15 protein-coding genes are annotated in these 17,849 nt (G+C 46.1%); 10 read left to right on the top strand and 5 right to left on the bottom strand.

Going from position 1 to position 17,849, the window contains the following annotated elements; all coding sequences use genetic code 11:
* Positions 1 to 343: 343 nt before the first annotated feature.
* Complete coding sequence (locus QUB10_RS26255) at positions 344 to 856, bottom strand: DUF1648 domain-containing protein (RefSeq protein WP_333206116.1); 513 nt, start codon at positions 854 to 856, stop codon at positions 344 to 346.
* Positions 857 to 1,031: 175 nt separating this feature from the next.
* On the opposite strand from QUB10_RS26255, the gene QUB10_RS26250 reads away from it, so the two are divergent.
* The 4 genes from QUB10_RS26250 to QUB10_RS26235 all read left to right on the top strand — a co-directional run bounded on the left by QUB10_RS26250 (position 1,032) and on the right by QUB10_RS26235 (position 4,630).
* A complete protein-coding gene (locus QUB10_RS26250) occupies positions 1,032 to 2,258 on the top strand; it encodes an RNA-guided endonuclease TnpB family protein (RefSeq protein ID WP_333152081.1) in 1,227 nt (408 codons plus the stop codon).
* A 96-nt stretch (positions 2,259 to 2,354) separates the two neighbouring features.
* Positions 2,355 to 2,915: a peptide deformylase gene (def, locus tag QUB10_RS26245; protein ID WP_333206115.1), complete on the top strand. Its 561-nt coding sequence runs from the start codon at positions 2,355 to 2,357 to the stop codon at positions 2,913 to 2,915.
* Complete coding sequence (locus QUB10_RS26240; protein ID WP_199292547.1) at positions 2,915 to 3,115, top strand: hypothetical protein; 201 nt, start codon at positions 2,915 to 2,917, stop codon at positions 3,113 to 3,115. The genes def and QUB10_RS26240 overlap by 1 nt, the downstream gene beginning before the upstream one ends.
* 177 nt (positions 3,116 to 3,292) lie before the next feature.
* A complete protein-coding gene (locus QUB10_RS26235) occupies positions 3,293 to 4,630 on the top strand; it encodes a PrsW family glutamic-type intramembrane protease (RefSeq protein ID WP_333206114.1) in 1,338 nt (445 codons plus the stop codon).
* Between the two features lie 36 nt (positions 4,631 to 4,666).
* Here the strand turns inward: QUB10_RS26235 and QUB10_RS34315 are convergent, their stop codons facing one another.
* Positions 4,667 to 4,786 (bottom strand): PEP-CTERM sorting domain-containing protein, encoded by a 120-nt coding sequence (locus tag QUB10_RS34315; protein ID WP_445300793.1) that lies wholly within the window; start codon positions 4,784 to 4,786, stop codon positions 4,667 to 4,669.
* A 426-nt stretch (positions 4,787 to 5,212) separates the two neighbouring features.
* Here QUB10_RS34315 and QUB10_RS26230 point away from each other — a divergent pair, with 426 nt between their 5' ends.
* Both QUB10_RS26230 and QUB10_RS26225 read left to right on the top strand, forming a co-directional pair.
* Positions 5,213 to 6,265 carry a Gfo/Idh/MocA family protein gene (locus tag QUB10_RS26230; RefSeq protein WP_006635844.1) on the top strand — a complete coding sequence of 351 codons (1,053 nt, stop codon included), beginning with the start codon at positions 5,213 to 5,215 and terminating at the stop codon, positions 6,263 to 6,265.
* Positions 6,266 to 6,901: 636 nt separating this feature from the next.
* Entirely contained in the window at positions 6,902 to 8,026 is a 1,125-nt protein-coding gene (locus QUB10_RS26225) for an RNA-guided endonuclease TnpB family protein (protein WP_333206113.1), read from the top strand.
* Between the two features lie 114 nt (positions 8,027 to 8,140).
* Here the strand turns inward: QUB10_RS26225 and QUB10_RS26220 are convergent, their stop codons facing one another.
* On the bottom strand, positions 8,141 to 9,127 hold the full coding sequence (locus QUB10_RS26220) for a GDSL-type esterase/lipase family protein (protein ID WP_333206112.1): 987 nt from the start codon (positions 9,125 to 9,127) through the stop codon (positions 8,141 to 8,143).
* A 416-nt stretch (positions 9,128 to 9,543) separates the two neighbouring features.
* On the opposite strand from QUB10_RS26220, the gene btpA reads away from it, so the two are divergent.
* From btpA to QUB10_RS26200, 4 genes are all read left to right on the top strand, one after another.
* Complete coding sequence (btpA, locus tag QUB10_RS26215; protein WP_333057464.1) at positions 9,544 to 10,431, top strand: photosystem I biogenesis protein BtpA; 888 nt, start codon at positions 9,544 to 9,546, stop codon at positions 10,429 to 10,431.
* Positions 10,432 to 10,628: 197 nt separating this feature from the next.
* Complete coding sequence (locus QUB10_RS26210; RefSeq protein ID WP_333206111.1) at positions 10,629 to 11,552, top strand: vitamin K epoxide reductase family protein; 924 nt, start codon at positions 10,629 to 10,631, stop codon at positions 11,550 to 11,552.
* A 588-nt stretch (positions 11,553 to 12,140) separates the two neighbouring features.
* Entirely contained in the window at positions 12,141 to 14,276 is a 2,136-nt protein-coding gene (locus QUB10_RS26205; protein WP_333206110.1) for a CHASE2 domain-containing protein, read from the top strand.
* A gap of 595 nt (positions 14,277 to 14,871) precedes the next feature.
* On the top strand, positions 14,872 to 15,132 hold the full coding sequence (locus tag QUB10_RS26200) for a hypothetical protein (protein WP_333206109.1): 261 nt from the start codon (positions 14,872 to 14,874) through the stop codon (positions 15,130 to 15,132).
* 21 nt (positions 15,133 to 15,153) lie between these two features.
* Here the strand turns inward: QUB10_RS26200 and nadB are convergent, their stop codons facing one another.
* Together nadB and psbU are read right to left on the bottom strand one after the other, a co-directional pair.
* Entirely contained in the window at positions 15,154 to 16,806 is a 1,653-nt protein-coding gene (gene nadB, locus QUB10_RS26195) for an L-aspartate oxidase (protein ID WP_333206108.1), read from the bottom strand.
* 314 nt (positions 16,807 to 17,120) lie between these two features.
* Positions 17,121 to 17,555, bottom strand: a complete 435-nt coding sequence (gene psbU, locus QUB10_RS26190; RefSeq protein WP_006635850.1) for a photosystem II complex extrinsic protein PsbU — start codon at positions 17,553 to 17,555, stop codon at positions 17,121 to 17,123.
* Positions 17,556 to 17,849 lie beyond the last annotated feature (294 nt).

Raw genomic sequence — 17,849 nt, 5'->3', positions numbered from 1 at the left:
ATTTTAGATTTGAGATTTTAGATTAAAGAATTGAAGCATTGACTTGCGCGAGATAAATACGTTCGGCAAGTTTCATCGGATACAGGTTTTTTATTTCTGGATCCTGAGTCTGCTTTCGGAATGAATCCGGGGGCTTATATCCTGGATGCTTGATTGTCAATTAGCCGCCCTCAAAAATGTTTGTAATGAGGACTTTAGTCCTCAAAGTTATATGACGAGTTTAGTCCTGACTACAAACTAATTTTATTTCTTTGGTAGTCAGGACATAATATCATCGGGGCTTGATTTTTATTAATACAAATAAACTGGGTATTGGGGTAGATGTAAGTTTTTGGCGCTACATCTAGCGAGCAGAATAAGCCTTGAGCAAATACACGCCAACCGTCCCAAACATCAAAACAACTAACCCTAAAAGCAACTCCATACTAAACCTTTGAGCATTGCCCAAAGCGACAAGAATTTGCTGCCGCACCACAAACGCCAACAGCCAGCAAATCTCCGCCTTCAGCCAAACCAAAAGGCCTCGCCCCAACAGATATTGCCGGTGAGCGTTCTCAGAAGTAATCCGTACCGGATAATTAAAAGTATGCGGATAGCGCGATACCGCAGTTAAAACCCCAAAAATAATCGCAGCCACCGCCGGCAAGATCCAAATCGTCACCTTCTCGCCCCAAGCATCAGCCAGCCCCCCCAAGCCGAAATGAATGGGAATTCGATCGGGCAAAACGGCCCAAAACTTGACGATGAGCAACACAGCCAGCAAAATCGCGATCGCAGCTAAAAGCTCTACCGCCACTAAAACGGGCGAAAGCCCCAGAGAAATAACCGGCCGTTGGTTTGGTGCGTTTCCAGTCATGGCTACTTAACTAACAAGCGGGAAGTCCCGCACTCTAATGGTAGTCCGTTGAGTGCCGGGATGAAAGCGTACAGAACAAGTGGGTTCGATGCCCACTTGTTCGCTTTGCGATCTTTGCAGATCGGCAAAACCTTTGATATAATATTTACTATTAATAGCAATTAGCAGTAAGTAAATGCTACGCAAAGTTGTCAAAGTTCGTTTATACCCTACCGCTCGGCAGTCCCAGCATCTGGCACAGAGTTTTGGTTGCGCTCGTTGGTGGTGGAATTACGCGCTTAATAAGTCCATTGAAGTCTATCAAGAGACTGGCAAAGGGCTTGGACAATCTGCATTAAATGCTTTACTGCCAGCGCTAAAAAAGGAATATGAATGGTTAAGTGACTGCTACAGTCAAGTGCTACAGGCGGCCACGCTTAATCTCACGACTGCCTATAAAAACTTTTTTGACAAAAGAGCTCAGTTTCCTAAGTTCAAGTCAAAAAAGCATAAGCAGTCGATTCAATACCCCCAAAATGTTCAAGTCGTTTCTGACTCTGAACTCAAGTTCCCTAAACTTGGAGTAGTCAAAGCAAAATTACATAGACCGATTGACGGAAAAATCAAAACTGTCACAGTTAGCCAAAACCCTTCAGGTAAATACTTTGCTGCAATTTTATTTGAGATTGAAGGTGAAAAGCGAGAAATTTATACCTCTGGGAAAATCGTTGGGATTGACTTAGGATTAAAACACTTTGCGATCGTTGCCGACGGCACTAAGATTTCTAAGTTTGAGACTCCTCAACATTTTGTAAAATATCAACAAAATCTCAAGCGTAAGCAGCAAAAGTTAGCGCGTAAAAAGGATGGTAGTAATTCTCGCAAAAAAGCTAAAAAATCAGTTGCTAAGGTACACGAACGGGTAGCCAATAGTCGGCAGGATTTTCTGCATAAACTCAGCGCAAAGCTGGTCAACAAAAACCAAGTTGTCATAGTAGAAAATCTTCATGTTAAAGGCATGGTTCGTAATCATTGCTTAGCTAAAGCTATTTCTGATGCTGGCTGGGGAATGTTTGTCAATTTCCTGAGCTACAAATTAGACCGCAAAGGCGGTAAGTTAGTAGAAATTGATCGATGGTTCCCTAGCTCCAAAACCTGTTCAGTTTGTTTGCATCAAGTCTCGGAAATGTCTCTAGATGTGCGCGAGTGGACTTGCTCTCACTGTGGCACTCATCACGACAGAGATGGCAATGCTGCAACAAATATCAGGAATGAAGGTATCAGAATGCTAAAGACGGATGGAACGGCCGTCTCTGCTGTTGGAGGGAAGGTAAGTCCAAAGGTGGGGCGTAAGTCCAATCTGAGGCACTCCCCTACGAAGACAGAAGCCCACGCTGTATGCGATAGCATCAGCGCTGGGTAGTTCACAATTAGATTAATATTGGAAATAATAGTATTGGTTCCAATTCCATCCCCCAACAGCTTTCGTTGGGGGTTTCCAAACATCCCGCGAGGTTCTATGACGGCTCAGGTCTTGATTGAAAAGAAAAAGTTAGAAAAACCGCCCCTAACAATACACACATTAGGCGATCGCGTCCTGCGGCAGCCAGCTAAGCGCGTCAAAAGCGTCGATGCAGAAATTCGGCAGCTAGTCCGAGAAATGCTGCAAACCATGTACAGTGCCGATGGCATCGGTTTGGCAGCCCCCCAAGTCGGAGTCCACAAACAAGTCATCGTGCTCGACTGCGAACCCGACAACCCCGAAACACCCCCATTGGTTTTGATCAATCCCACCATCAAAAGTAGCAGCAGCGATGTCTGCATCTTGCAAGAAGGGTGTTTGAGCATTCCGGGAGTTTATTTAGAAGTCAAACGCCCAGAAGTCATTGAAGTCTCCTACCGCGACGAATACGGCCGCCCACAAACCCTGATAGCAACAGACTTACTGTCGAGGGCAATTCAGCACGAAATGGATCACCTCAACGGAGTGCTGTTTGTAGACAGAGTAGAAAACAAGCTGGCACTGAATGAAGCATTAGTCAAGCAGAAATTTTCGCCAAAGGCAGTAAAATCAGTATGATGGCAGGAACTCCGAAAAGTGGTTTACTATTAGCTCTTTCGTGCATCACTGCGATCGCGGCAGTCGGCTCCATCTTTGAGCTGTCATCGGGAGAAGCTCAACTTGGCAATTTAGTCACGGGCATCATCCTCGCCCTGAGCGTACCGCTAACTGGCATATTTTTCTATGCAGCCGTTCAGGATGCCAGGGCAAATCTATAAGCAGAGTTATTAGTCATTAGTCATTAGTCAGCAGTTATGAGTAATTAGTAATTAGTAATTAGTCAGCAGCTAACAACCAATAACTGTGGAATAAAGACTGCTCAAAAATAACATCAGCTAACAGCTCGCGAGCTCATGACCAATGACTAATGACTGATGACTAATGACTCATAACTCATGACTAATGAAATCGGATTTCTGCGACAAGTGCCAGCCAAAGACGCTGTGGGAACCCCAGCATCCAAATACCAACTTTCTGAAGATGGGGAATTGGTCATCGGACGCGATCGCAATTGTCAAATAGCTTTAGAGTCGATCGCCCACGGCATGGTTTCCCGTCGCCACGCCCTGATCCGTCCCCTAACTCAGGGTACTTTGACGAGATGGGAAATTTGCGACCTCAACAGCGCTAACGGAACTTATATCAACGGAAAAAAGCTCTCAGGCTGCCAAACTTTAGAAACAGGCGATCGCATCAGTCTCGGCCTTGACGGCCCTGAATTTATATTTGAATCTCCCGTAACCCCTTACCAAAATCAACCCGGATTAAGAGCACCGCAAACGGGCAATTTTGCAGGGAGCGAAAAAGACGCTCTCACTTTAACTCAATTATTCCCGATCGCCTCCACGGGCAAACAATTAAGCCAAAAAGCTTACTTATATCCAGGTATCGCCACAGTTATTGTTGTCGTTTCAATGTTTGTCGCCGTTGGAAATTCTGCAGCATTCAACTTGCTGCTGTCAGCTTACCTCGCCGGTGCGGCTTACTACTTTATCTATCAACTATGCGGCAAACACAAGCCTTGGTGGGTATTGCTTGGTTCGGCTTTAGCTACAGTCCTGATTGTGATCAGCCCCTTATTAATTGGATTTATATTAGTATTTAGAGAAATTTTGCCCGGCCGCCTGCCAACCGAAGGCGAAACAATCAGTTTTTTGCCTTTTTTGACCAGAATGTTTTTCGGGGCGGGTCTAATGGAAGAATTGCTGAAAGCCCTGCCCGTTTTGGGAGCGATGTTGCTGGGAAATTGGCTGCGAAATCCGTGGCGCGATCGAATCGGCGTGTGGGAACCTTTAGACGGAATTCTGTTAGGAAGTGCCTCAGCAGTCGGGTTTACACTGTTAGAAACTCTGGGACAGTACGTTCCCAATGTCATCCAAAATGTCACCCTGCAAGCAGGGCCCGACGCCGGACAATTAGTAGGATTGCAGTTGCTAATTCCCCGCATTTTGGGTTCCGCCGCCGGACACATGGCTTACAGTGGCTATTTGGGATATTTTATCGGTTTGAGCGCCCTCAAACCCAGGAAGCGCTGGCAAATTTTGGGCGTAGGCTATTTCAGTGCTTCGGCACTTCACGCTTTGTGGAATGCGTCGGGAGCAGCCAGCGTACTTTTGCTGGCGTTGGTGGGAGTTTTGTCCTATGCGTTTTTGGTAGCTGCGATTTTGAAAGCCAGAGCTCTGTCTCCGAATCGAGAGAAAAATTTTGCAACTCGAATATTTTCTGAAAAATGACTTCTGACTGGTTAATTGTTGAGGTGCGATCGCACTTCAAACTGCCATTTTTTTCTTGTGTTTTAACCAGGTTAAACCTGCCAATGCTAAAGCTGTGCCCCCAACGGCGAGAGGTTCGGGAACTGGTTCGGGTTCGGTATCGACTAGGGTGTAAATTTTTTTGAAGTCAAAGATTGCCGAATGTAAATAACCGAAGTAATACGGATGCGTCCTCTGTTGTATTTGTATAATTTATGGCTTTAACTATTACTTTTGAACAGAAACCAGAAAAATGTTTGATCGTAATCGCCAAATATTCCGACAGGTTTGTGTTGTTGCGATGCTGCGGACGATCGTCCCGGTGCTTATACATACTTAATAAATTTTGTCAATACGCAGTTTCCAAAAACTTTACGCCAGTATTCTGCCCTTGTGTATAAGTAGCTTCTGCTTAATTGCCCGATGGGATAATCGCAACTGAACTTAGAAATTCTTCACAAATAGTTTGACTGTGGTACTATCTGGATGGCTGTGAGTAGCTGAGGGAAGCCAAGGGGCTTGATTCCTGTGGTGGTGGAGGAGAATCCAGGAGTGCTAGATAGGATGTCATTGGGATACGCAAACGTTTTCGCCCAGCGAAGTCAACCTGAACCCCTCCGCATTGGGGTGATTGGGGTTGGCAATATGGGCCAGCACCACACGCGAGTTCTGAGCTTGCTAAAAGATATCGAACTCGTCGGTGTTGCAGATATAAATGTAGAGCGGGGAATAGATGTAGCAAGCAAATACCGGGTTCGCTTCTTTGAAGACTACCGAGATTTGCTCGCCCACGTAGATGCAGTTTGCGTCGCCGTTCCAACTCGCCTGCATCACCCTGTGGGGATGTCTTGTCTCCAAGCGGGTGTTCACGTTTTAATTGAAAAGCCGATCGCGGCTAGCATTGCCGAAGCCGAATCTTTGGTCAACGCTGCTGCTGAGGCCCACCGGATTTTACAAGTGGGTCACATCGAGCGCTTCAATCCAGCTTTTCAGGAACTCGGCAAAGTGCTGAAAACTGAAGAGTTACTGGCATTGGAAGCTCACCGGATGAGTCCCTATTCCCAGCGGGCTAACGACGTATCGGTAGTTTTGGATTTAATGATCCACGACATCGACTTGCTTTTGGAATTGGCAGATTCCCAAGTGGTGAAGCTGACGGCTAGCGGCAGCAGGGCATCAGATTCAGGTTATTTAGACTACGTGACAGCGACGTTGAACTTTGCTAACGGCATTGTCGCCACCTTGACTGCCAGTAAGGTGACGCACCGCAAACTCCGTTCAATCGTGGCTCACTGCAAAAATTCTCTGACAGAGGCAGATTTTCTCAACAACGAAATCTTGATTCACCGACAAACAACCGCCAATTACGTGACGGATTACGGTCAGGTGCTTTACCGTCAAGATGGGTTGATCGAGAAAGTTTACACCAGCAATATTGAACCGCTCCACGCAGAATTGGAGCATTTTATTAATTGCGTGCGGGGTGGAAATCAGCCTTCTGTGGGAGGAGAACAAGCTCTCAAAGCTCTGCGGCTTGCGAGTTTGATCGAGCAAATGGCTCTCGACGGTCAAGCTTGGTATCCGAAAGAGCTAGAGTCTACTTTGCAAGTTAGCTAAATCGAGACAAATCGTGTCGTTTCCGGCTGCTTTTACAGTTTGGGTTTGTTGTTCGTTGAAAAGGGTTGATTAACAGTAAGACTTTTTCTGACATTTGCTAACAATCACTTACATTTTCCCGAGGTCTTTATATCATATAGAATGAATTTAGCCACTCAGATGTAGGTGAAAAACCTTGATAGTACGCAACCGCTATATAAATAAGTTGCCTCTACATTATCAAAGCAAATAATCAGATTGGCTAATAGCTGTAAGCGATAACCAAGCTGAAGGCAAGAATATAAGTGCTTGTAGAAATTTCTACGGGCATCGGTTGATACGCGCCCGGTTAGAGATCTGTTCTCAACTTATGTATGTGTTAGCAAATGTTAGCAAAAAAGTATCGGTAACTGTTCCCATGCAACCGGATTCGATGTCAGTTGATTTGAGGTTGGACAATTCGGCGTGAGACTTTCGGCGAGCGCGTGCGTCGAGTTGCGCTCAGTCGAACTATTTTAGACTTGAGATTGACTCTGCAGATGAATCTGGGGGCTTGAACTAAGGTTTTAACTTTTTGCACTCGACAACAGGAGCAAGACTTAAGTGCCAAATAGTTCGCTAAACTTATCCATACTTAATCGCCCTTGAGGAAGTTCTATGTTTGCCGTTAAACGAGCGCTAAAAGTGAATAGCAACGAAGCGACTTTGATGGCAAGACACGCAGGATTCCGGCGCGTAGTATTTAACTTTGGGTTAAGCTTGCGGACTCAAATGTATAGTGAGGGGAAATTTACCGACTCCAAGGTAATCAACGAAGTCAAAAAAGTTCTCACCAACTACGTCAAGAAACAGCCTGAATTCGGCTGGATGAACCAGTTGTCTAGTCGAGTTTACCAAAATGCGTTAATCGATCTAAAAGATGCGTTTAGTCGGTATCGCTCTGGGAAAGCAGGTCATCCAAGATTCGCTAGTCGCCGAGACGGTCAATCTTTTACAGTCGATTCGTCTAACGTCCAAGTTCTACTAAGCGCTGGCAACACCATAAAGATTCCTACCTTGGGAACTTTTCGGCTCTACGAAGCCCTAGAATGCAGTTACGTGTCTCAAACTTTTACGATTTCAAAAGAAGGAAGTCGTTGGTTTGTTTCCTTCTGTGTTGACGCCGAACGTTTACCAGTTCAACAGTCTCAGGCATCCGTGGGAATCGATGTGGGCATTAAATATGTGGCCACACTGTCAAACCACCAGGTCTTTGATGCACCAAAACCCTTGAAAGCCAGTGCGAAAACCAAACTTGCTACTTTGCAGCGCCAAGCATCAAAACAGGTAAAAGGCTCCCAAAACCAACGCAAAACCTATAATAAGATCAGCAGACTCCACGCGCGGATAGCTAGCATTCGCCTCGATTTTCTTCACAAGTTAACAACTTATTTAGCCAAAAAATTCAAGCGAATTTTGATTGAAGACTTGAATATAAAAGGCATGATGGCGAATCACAAGTTAGCTGGAGCAATATCCGATCTAGGATTTTACGAATTCAAACGCCAACTTGATTACAAGTGCAAAATGTATGGAGCAACTTTAGTGCTGGTAGATCAATGGTTCCCTAGCTCTAAAACCTGTTCTAATTGTGGCAAGAAAAAAGATCTGCCACTAAGCGTTCGGACGTTTGACTGTCCTGCTTGTGGCATCTCTTTAGATCGTGATTTGAATGCGAGTTTAAATATTTTAAACTGGGAACCCTTGGCAGCCAGGGGGATAGCCTACTTATCTTGGGATTAGCCGTCTACCCAACAGCGTAGGAAGTGAACTCGGATTGTGTCTAAAAACGATTTTAGACAAGTTTAGGTAAGTTTTACAAAGCAGTCGTGGGCAAGTATCCGTCTTTAGGTGGAGTCAGGATTTATGCCAAAAAAGAGCGACTATTTGACGACTGATGGTTTTGCTAACTAGCTGATTTCCTTGAGGACTCAGGTGAATGCTGTCTCGATACAAAGTTGGAAATTCGGCCGCACAATTGAAAATGGGAAGAAAATCTATGTAAGTAATTTTCTCTGTTTCTACGAGTTCGGCGAGACGCGCTCTAGCTTTGACTTCCCAGTCGCGAGGGCCCAGGCCGCCGAGTTCGCCCCGCTTCGGCGTGACGGCTAGCAAAAACTCGACGTTAGCCGATACAGCTATTTTCTGGATTTGGCGAATAGCTTCTAAGTTGCAGGCTACTACATCGCCACTTGTGGGTCCGGGTGCTGCCAATTGGGGAGTCGGCACTGCTGGTAGCAGGTAGCGGCTCAATAACTCTAGCGTAGCCGATCGGGGTTTGTGATCCGGGTAAGATCGATCGCGCCCCACAACCAGAGCACAGGGAGCCGATGCAAACAAATCGTCCGTATTGAGCAGCAACACCACAACATTTGCCCCAAAAACACCGAACCGGTTGGCGTAAGCAAGTTGATTCCTCGGCCCCCAAGAATTGGCTGAGGCGTTGAGAACTTCAAAAGTTGAATAGTTGACTTGTGAAGCTAATTGTGCATCGCTCGCCAGATTCTGTACTAGCAGTCTCAAATTCTGAGCCATAATTTCCGAGATTGTATCTGTCTGATGTGTCCACCAACCGCCGTTGGCGACAGAATCTCCCAACAGCAAGACACGCAGAGTTTCTGGAGGGGGTATCGGGGCGATCGCTCCGCTACGCATCGAATACTCGTTAATCTCAATCCGGTTGCCCAAGCGACGCACCTTTTGGTTGGGCGCCAACAAATAGCCGCACTCGGCATCGGCAATGTAAATCAACGGATTACCAAAACCCAGCAGCACCCGCAGGATCACTTCGATTGCCGCCCCCAATCCTGCGGTGACAGCCAAAATTATGAGAACAACTTTCACCACTTAACCTCAAGAGAGAAGGATAAACCCCTGCCGACACCAAGGTATAAAAAAGAATGCAACAGCAGTCAAGCTCTCAACCCCGATTGTAGTCAGTAGATTAAAGATTAAAGATTAAAGCATTGACTCCACAGATGAATCTGGGAAATCTCCCTAAAATCTAAACTTTTTTTGCTTTCGAGGACTCCTGTGTTGAAGCAAATATCCGTCTTTGAGTAAGGTAAGTAGGTCGCCTTTGTAAAATCTCAAATCTCAAATCTCAAATCTCAAATCTAAACTGTTATGGCTGCGGGGTTTGAGCAACTTGGCGACCCGATTAAGTCAACCGAATCGCCCCCGTGGATATAGAATTCTAGAATATACCGTGACTCATCCGCCGTCAGCAGTCAGTGAAATTGGTGGTTTCAGGAAAATCCGTGGACTTAAAACAAATATTCAAAACGCCGAATCCCATAATCGGTGTCGTACATTTACAGCCTTTGCCAACTTCTCCCCGCTGGGGCGGAAACCTCAAAGCTATTATCGGAAGAGCCGAGCAAGAGGCTACAGCGCTGGCTTCTGGTGGCGCAAACGGTATCATAGTCGAGAACTTTTTCGACGCTCCTTTTGCTAAAGACAGCGTAGATCCGGCGGTGGTAAGTGCCATGACTCTGGTAGTTGAGAGGCTAACAAATCTCGTGACGCTGCCGATCGGCGTTAACGTGCTGCGAAACGACGCCCACAGCGCGATCGCCATCGCCTCCTGCACAGGAGCTCAATTCATCCGCGTCAACGTCCTCAACGGCATCATGGCTACAGACCAAGGCTTAATTGAAGGCCAAGCTCACCAGCTACTGCGCTACCGCCGGGAATTGGGCAGCGATGTCAAAATATTAGCAGACGTGTTAGTCAAGCACGGGCGACCCCTAGGCAGCCCCAACTTGACCACAGCCGTCCAAGAGACGATCGGGCGAGCTTTAGCCGACGCCGTAATCCTTTCCGGCTGGACAACTGGTAGCCCTCCAAATCTCGAAGACTTAGAACTCGCGAGTGCAGCAGCGGCGGGAATTCCAGTTTTCATCGGTAGCGGCGCCTCGTGGGAAAACATTTCCACCCTCATGCAGGCCGCTGACGGCGTAATCGTATCGAGTTCCCTGAAGCGAAACGGCCGCATCGAGCAGCCCATCGATCCGATCCGCGTCAGTCAGTTTGTAGAAGCCGCCCGCCGCAGCTTGTCACAGAAAGAGCCCGAACAGGAAAATAGAGATGCTAATGGCTCAAGAGGGCCAACACCGGAACCGGGCAAAGTCACAAGTAAAACGTAAAATAGGAATTGTTGACTGTTGACTCTTGGCAGTAGTCAGTTGGCAGTTGGCAGTTGGCAGTAGTCAGTAGTCATCAGTTATCAGTCATCAGTCATTAGTTAAGAATTAACAGTCAACAGTCAACAGTCAACAGTCAACAGTCAACAGTCAACAGTCAACAGTCAACAATTCCCAATTATCAATTACCAAATCAAAAAATGATTCGCCGACGTTCAACCCCTTGGATTCATCGCTGGTCTAGGACTCTGATGGCAGCGATCGCAGCCATAGGCGTCGTAGAAACGGCCTATCTCACGATCGCTAAATTCACCAATGGCTCGGTCATTTGTCCCACCAGCGGCTGCGACAAAGTTCTCAACAGTCCCTACGCTACAGTCTTTGGCACAGTGCCTTTAAGTTTGTTAGGCTGTCTGGCTTACCTAAGCATAGCAATCCTGGCATTGGCTCCCAAAGCTGTAAATCCCGACACCAAGAAAGGACTGCACTCTCAACTAGAAAACAAAACTTGGCAAGCGCTATTTATCATCACCGCTGCGATGGTAATTTTCAGCAGCTATTTGATGTATTTGATGGCTTTTGAAATTCAGGATGTGTGCATTTACTGCGTCACTTCTGCCTTATTTGCGCTGTCGCTGTTTGTGCTGGTGCTAGTCGGGCGCGAGTGGGAAGATATCGGGCAGTTGGTGTTTACAGGCATTTTGGTGGCAATGGTGAGTTCGATCGGCGCCTTGGGACTTTATAACAGCGTCAAGTCACCTCCTCCTACTGTCTCTACCCCCGGAATTGTACCTCCTGCCGTCACTACAACCTCCGGCCCGGCACAAATTGCTTTGGCCCGCCACCTCCGACAAATCGGCGCTAAAGAGTACGGCGCTTACTGGTGTCCCCACTGCCACGACCAAAAAATGCTGTTCGGCAAAGAAGCAGCCAAAATAATTGATTATTTTGAATGCGATCCCCGGGGTCAAAATTCCCGCGCTGAAATTTGCCAAGCTGCTGCTGCGAATGTTAAAGGTTTCCCGACTTGGGAGATTAATGGTCAGTTTTATGCGGGGACACAATCTTTGGATAAACTCGCTGATTTATCGGGTTACACGGGCCCCCGCAACTTTCAAAACTAACAGGAAAGTTTGAGATTATAGATGACAGATTTTAGATTGATTGGCAGGAAATATCGTGATTTTTAACTTAGTTTATCGTGGGCTAGTGCGGCTAAATTAATCTAAAATCTCGCATCTATAATCAATAAAAAAATAGTAAAAATTAGTTAGAACGAAAAAGTTTAAAACAATTTGTGGCTCTCTAGTATTTAGAGCAGCGAATAAATACTAGAACTTTTACACAAAAACGCCAGAAACCGGGTTTCTGCTTCCAGAATGATTGTTGAAATGACATATTTTGGTGGCGAAATCCGGTTTCTGCTCTTGCAGCCCGATCGCACCGAAAAACCAAAAAATTGGATAATCTAAAATCTAAAATCGACTCGATCGCACCGAAAAACCAAAAAATTGGATAATCTAAAATCTAACATCTAAAATCGACTCGCCCGCACCGAAAAACCAAAAAATTGGATAATCTAAAATCTAACATCTAAAATCGGCTCGCCCGCACCGAAAAACCAAAAAATTGGATAATCTAAAATCTAACATCTAAAATCGACTGAGCAGATCGCCCCGGAGATGTAAAACCTATACGTAGTAGTAGTTTAGATGCTCACAAGGCGAGGCCCACATCCCCAAAATATGCTAGAAAGTATCAAAAAATGGGTCGATCGAGAACGCCGAGTATTGATTACTGCGAGTGCCGTTGCTAGTACGGTGATTGTAATGCGCTGGTTCGGATGTTTTCAGGTGTGGGAATGGGCTGCTTTCGACCAATTTGTGCGCTGGCGGCCGGCCGAACCAATTGACTCGCGCATCGTCATTGTAGAAATTAAGGAAGCTGACTTGCAAAAATACGGCTACCCAATTTCGGATGCTGTCTTGGCCCAATTGCTGCAAAAATTGCACGCTGGCAAGCCACGGGCGATCGGCCTCGACATTTACCGAGATTTGCCAACTCAACCGGGTAACGCCGAATTGCTCAAAACTTTTAAAACTATTCCCAACTTAATCGGCATTGAGTTGATGCCAGACGAAACCAGGTTGGGAGTTCGCCCGCCTCCGGTACTTGACAAGCTAGATCGAATCGGTTTCAACAACGTTGTCATCGACGCTGACTCAAAAGTGCGGCGAACTTTGCTCTACGCTTGGCCCGGAGACGGCAAAACTCATCAAAGTTTCGCACTCAGACTGGCTTTGCTTTACCTCAAAAGCGAAGGAATTTCGCCTCAACCAGCAAGAGTCAATCCTACATACTTGCAGTTAGGCAAGGGGGTTTTTCGGCCTTTTCAACCGAATGACGGTGCTTACGTTCGATCGGACAGCCGTGGCTATCAAATTTTGACCAACCTGCGCGGCCCGCGAGGCAGTTTTCGCACTGCATCGATGGGCGATGTGCTTTCTGGCAAAGTACCTGCTGATTTTGTACGATCGCGCGTTGTCTTGATCGGCTCCAATGCCCCCAGCCTCAAAGACTTTTACCAAAATTCTTACAGTTCCGGTTGGTTTAGTCCTCCCCAACAAATACCAGGAGTCGAGCTTCAGGCTCATTTTTTGAGCCAAATTTTGAGTGCAGCTCTCGACGGGCGCGGGGGTATCAATGTCTGGCCAGAGGCTGCGGAGTTGCTGTGGATTTTGCTGTGGTCTTGGGCGGGAGCAAATGTGAGTTGGAATTTGCGATCGCTTGGTCGATCGGCTTATTGTTTATTAAGTATCTGTCTAGGTCTGAGTGCCAGTTTATACTTGGTGTTTTTAGCAAGTTGGTGGCTACCGTTAATTCCTCCAATCCTCAGTCTTTTGGGTTCTGGTGCCGCAGTTGTGGGTTATCTGGCGCACTTGCAAGAAGAATTAAAACGGTCTAAAGAATTTTTACAATCGCTAATCGATACAATTCCCGACCCCATTTTTGTCAAAGATCGATCTCACCGCTGCGTAGTTTTGAATCAGGCATATTGTCGGTTTATTGGCTATCCTTTAGAAATTTTAACTTGCCGAACCGATTACGATTTATTTCCCCAAGCCGAAGCCGAGATATTTTGGCAGCAAGACGAATTAGTATTTCAAACTCACCAGCCGCGAGAAAATGAAGAATATTTTACAGACGCTCACGGAATTACGCATCTGATTGCGACTAAAAGATCCCTACATAAAGATGCTGCAGGCAATCTCTTTTTAGTCGGAGCAATTAGAGATATTACCGATCGCCAACTCCGGCAAAATGCCCTAGAACAAAAAAATGCTGAGCTCAGCCACCAAGCTTATCACGATGCTCTTACCGGTTTGCCCAACCGCCAAATGTTCTACGAATGCTTGCATCGGTCTCTAGAAATAGCCTCCAGCAATCAGGAATTGGTAGCTTTACTGTTTTTAGATTTAGATGGATTTAAATCAATCAACGACACTCTCGGACACAATGTGGGCGATTTACTCTTAAAAACAGTTGCCAGTCGGCTCAAAAAATGCTTGCGCGGCAGTGATACAATCTCGCGGTTGGGCGGCGACGAGTTCACAGTCATTTTGCCCGCAATTCCAGGTAGCGAGGAAGCTGCGAAAGTAGCGGAAAAAATTTGCGACGCCATCATGCAGCCTTTTATTTTAGAAGAACATACAGTTTCTGTAACTACAAGTATTGGCATTAGTTTATATCCCATTGACGGTCAAGAGCCAGAGATTTTAGTTAAGAATGCCGATGTTGCGATGTATCGTGCTAAGGAACGCGGGAAAAATCAATATCACTTTTATTAATTAAGACCAGTTAAAAACATAATGCAACTGTAGGTAAAGTCCCCACCCCGATATTGATAAGTCATTTGTAATTATTCAATTTTTTATCTAAAATCTCAATTATTTCCGACAAAATTTGAGCAATTTTTCGACCTCAAACCCTAATTGGACCGTGAGGGAGATATTATTTCAGGCGTCCCCTGTGCAGCTAACTTAAAAAAATAGCTGGCTCCTTAAACTGTAAGCCCTCTAAGCTTTTTGAAACAGTTCAAAAAAATGTCCAAAGTAGTGAAATCTAAAATCTAATATCCTATAATTTAACTCCTCTAATCTGTCATCTGTAATTAGATAGATTAAGTAAAATATAAAACTTAAATATAAAACTTATGAGAGCAACTTGCCGTCTCATCTAAATGTTACAAAATATTAAAATAAATCACAACCTGAAACCAAATTCAAATCGCCAAAAAGCCTTAATGTAAAAAAATTCATGTAAACTTACGAAAGTTAATTAAAGTAAATGTAAAGATATCAGTGGAAATACGGAAATTGATAGATATAATAGGTGGTACAGACGTGGATCTATTGCGGTGATTGGAATAAGGCGGTGAATACTATGCGTACTTTGATTCAGCTCACAACAACGGCAACCCTCGCTGCTTGCCTGCAAGTGAATGTAGTCGGCACTGCAAATGCGGCTCGACTTACCAGCAGCTCAACTAGCAATTTCACAAAAGCCCGTAGCGCGGGCAAGATCCGGACGCCATCGACCCCCAGAGTTGGGACAGTTACACCAACCTCTAGCTTGGCAAATCCCCAACAATACGAACCACCCCCGAACGGGATCCCCGAAAGTGACGGTACGGGAACGCGCTGACCCCAAATTTTCAATAAATTTTCAATCTTCTATTCGCGGAGATTTGTACCAATTGGATTGGTTAATTAAAGTATGGCTGCACCAATCCGGATCGGTGAGGGGATAGTCCACTCGGTAATGACCGCCGCGACTTTCGGTGCGAAACGCAGCACTTTTGACAATTAAGTAGCCGATATCCAATAAATTGCCAACTTCTCCCCAATTTCGCAAAATCGAGCTATTCTGGGCCTCAGCAGGGGAAAAATCAATAATTTGTCCGGGCCGTAAATTATCAAGCGTTTGACTCAAAGGCAAGGAAGCAAATTCTTGCCGCCAAATTTCAAGTTGGACGATCGCCCTTTCCAAATCCCGCTGTCCCCGGCAAATTCCCGCACTCTGCCACACCAAATTCCGCAATTCAACCCGCAACCTTTCGATCGCCTCAATATCCTTTTCAGAAATCGATTTTTCCAAGATTTCCCGCGCCTCGAACTGATCGGCGAATGCCTCCGGCGTTCCACCTTCTAGCTGCAAAAGTCCCATCTGCGCCCCAAAAACCAGACATTCCAGCAGCGAATTGCTCGCCAACCGATTAGCGCCGTGTACCCCCGTGCTCGCAGTTTCTCCCACCGCGTACAAACCCGGAATCGAAGTTTGGTTAAACTTGTCAGCGACAATTCCTCCCATCCAGTAATGGGCTGCGGGCGTCACCGGCACCGGTTCGGAAAAAATATCAATTCCCCAATCAGCGCACACTTGAATAATATTCGGAAACCTGTAGCGCAGTCGATCGACCGCAATCGGGCGCAAATCCAGCCAAACATGAGGTTCCCCCGTCTTCTGCAAGTGGCGGAAAATAGCGCGACTGACAACATCCCTAGGGGCGAGTTCCCCGCTGGGGTGAGAGTCAAAAGCAAAGCGATATCCCTTACTGTCAACCAAATGAGCTCCTTCTCCCCGTACCGCTTCGCTAATCAGAAACCGAGGCGCGCCCGCTGTGCTCAGCGCCGTCGGGTGAAACTGCACAAATTCTAAGTCTCGCAGCAGCGCCCCGGCGCGCCACGCAATTGCCACCCCGTCCCCGGTACTTACCGACGGATTGGTCGTTTGAGCAAAAACCTGTCCGCCGCCGCCTGTCGCCAGCACCACGGCTTTGGCCTGCAGCCACTTGACTTGTGAGCCACAAATCGAGCTAATCCCCTGACAGCGCCCGGTTTTGTCTAGCCACAGACTCAAAGCAAAGGCAGGAGATACGAGTTGAATGTTTTTGCGGCTTAATACTTTTGCTGTCAGCGTACTGATCACGGCTTTGCCCGTAGTGTCGGCGGCGTGGAGCACTCGGCGGCGGGAGTGGGCGGCTTCTAGGGTGAGGGCTAAATCAGGGCCGGTGCGATCGAATGCAACGCCCATTTTCACCAGGGAGTCAATGCAAGCACCAGCTTCCTCGACTAAAAATTTCACCGCATCCAAATCGCAAAGACCGGCTCCTGCAGCCAGTGTATCTTGAACGTGCAGCGCTGCGGAATCTTCAGGGGCGATCGCTGCGGCAATCCCTCCTTGAGCCCAATCGCTTGCAGAAACAGGTAGGGTATTTTTATTGATCAAGCCCACCTGTAAATGCTCTGGCAGGCAAAGTGCTGTGTACAAACCCGCCGCGCCAGCACCTATTACCAATACGTCAAATTTGTCAGTCATAAGTCTGCCGCCAGTCAATTTTAGATTTTAGATTTTAGATTTTAGAATTGAGTCTACAGATGAATCTGGGGACTTGAACTAATGTCAGTCAAGGGATTTTAGATTTTAGATTTTAGATTTTAGATTTTAGATGAATCAGGGGAACCCGCTTATTTCAATCTAGCGAATTTTGGTCGCCTTTTGCCCAATGGTGGTTGAAAGTAAGTCTTGAGAAATTAAAGGCAGAAGTCATCAGCCTATAGAAAAAAATCTTTTCTTTCGGCCGTTTGCCTTCTGCCCAATGACTTCTGACTTCAAATGAGACCCGCTGCTACCTAGTCGTATAGACCATTATTCAACCGGTTGTCTCCTTCAATAAAGACTGATTCAACATCAGTTACGGTGAATTTGTCCATGTTAGCTTGCAGCACTTTTTTCTGAGCATCCGTCAAGTCTGAAATATTGAGTACGTCCTCAACATTTTCGTAAGGAGCATTCTTAATAATTAGTCGAGCTAAAGTGGGATACAACCCTCGAAATTCCCGAAAGTCCCGGACGGCGCTGTTGTTCAAATCAAGTTTTTTGCCGTATTCTGTGGCAAGCTTCTCATCAGCGCGATTGGTTCTAGCCGGAGCTTCAACAGCTAGGAGCGAGGAGGATGGCAAGACGATACGGCTTAATGACGCCGCGATCGCGCTTTGGTCTCCAGCCCATGCAAAGCAGCCCAGCACTAAGCCCAATACTGCCAATAGACGACCCAATCGTTTCATGAAGTTTTGTCTCCCAATTTCATACACAGCATTTATGTAGAGACTACCATTTTGCTTATGCAGTTTTTCAGATAAATCCGCAATAGGTAGAGGGCTGTTATAAACTTTCCATTGGGGTATTGACAACGCAGGTTATATATGATATTAGCTGACTTTTTAGCATCGCAGGCAAGTTTATAAAAGGCACTCCAAATTAAAAACTCGGACTGCGATTTTAAGGGGTTAACGGCAGTTGACAATTTACCTAGATTTACCTAGGATTTAGGAACCAGATTCTCGGTAAATTAATGAACA

The sequence above is a fragment of the Microcoleus sp. B5-D4 genome, assembly GCF_036705145.1.
GTDB lineage: Bacteria > Cyanobacteriota > Cyanobacteriia > Cyanobacteriales > Microcoleaceae > Microcoleus.
The sequence above is the reverse complement of the archived record's forward strand: the minus strand, read 5'-3'. Positions and strand labels throughout refer to the sequence as shown.

Bases quoted from the DNA above. Each gene is read 5' to 3' on its own strand.
- QUB10_RS26255 (WP_333206116.1), bottom strand. From the start codon at position 856: ATGACTGGAAACGCACCAAACCAACGGCCGGTTATTTCTCTGGGGCTT.
- QUB10_RS26250 (WP_333152081.1), top strand. From the start codon at position 1,032: ATGCTACGCAAAGTTGTCAAAGTTCGTTTATACCCTACCGCTCGGCAG.
- def (WP_333206115.1), top strand. From the start codon at position 2,355: ATGACGGCTCAGGTCTTGATTGAAAAGAAAAAGTTAGAAAAACCGCCC.
- QUB10_RS26240 (WP_199292547.1), top strand. From the start codon at position 2,915: ATGGCAGGAACTCCGAAAAGTGGTTTACTATTAGCTCTTTCGTGCATC.
- QUB10_RS26235 (WP_333206114.1), top strand. From the start codon at position 3,293: ATGACTAATGAAATCGGATTTCTGCGACAAGTGCCAGCCAAAGACGCT.
- QUB10_RS26230 (WP_006635844.1), top strand. From the start codon at position 5,213: ATGTCATTGGGATACGCAAACGTTTTCGCCCAGCGAAGTCAACCTGAA.
- QUB10_RS26225 (WP_333206113.1), top strand. From the start codon at position 6,902: ATGTTTGCCGTTAAACGAGCGCTAAAAGTGAATAGCAACGAAGCGACT.
- QUB10_RS26210 (WP_333206111.1), top strand. From the start codon at position 10,629: ATGATTCGCCGACGTTCAACCCCTTGGATTCATCGCTGGTCTAGGACT.
- QUB10_RS26205 (WP_333206110.1), top strand. From the start codon at position 12,141: ATGCTCACAAGGCGAGGCCCACATCCCCAAAATATGCTAGAAAGTATC.
- QUB10_RS26200 (WP_333206109.1), top strand. From the start codon at position 14,872: ATGCGTACTTTGATTCAGCTCACAACAACGGCAACCCTCGCTGCTTGC.
- nadB (WP_333206108.1), bottom strand. From the start codon at position 16,806: ATGACTGACAAATTTGACGTATTGGTAATAGGTGCTGGCGCGGCGGGT.
- psbU (WP_006635850.1), bottom strand. From the start codon at position 17,555: ATGAAACGATTGGGTCGTCTATTGGCAGTATTGGGCTTAGTGCTGGGC.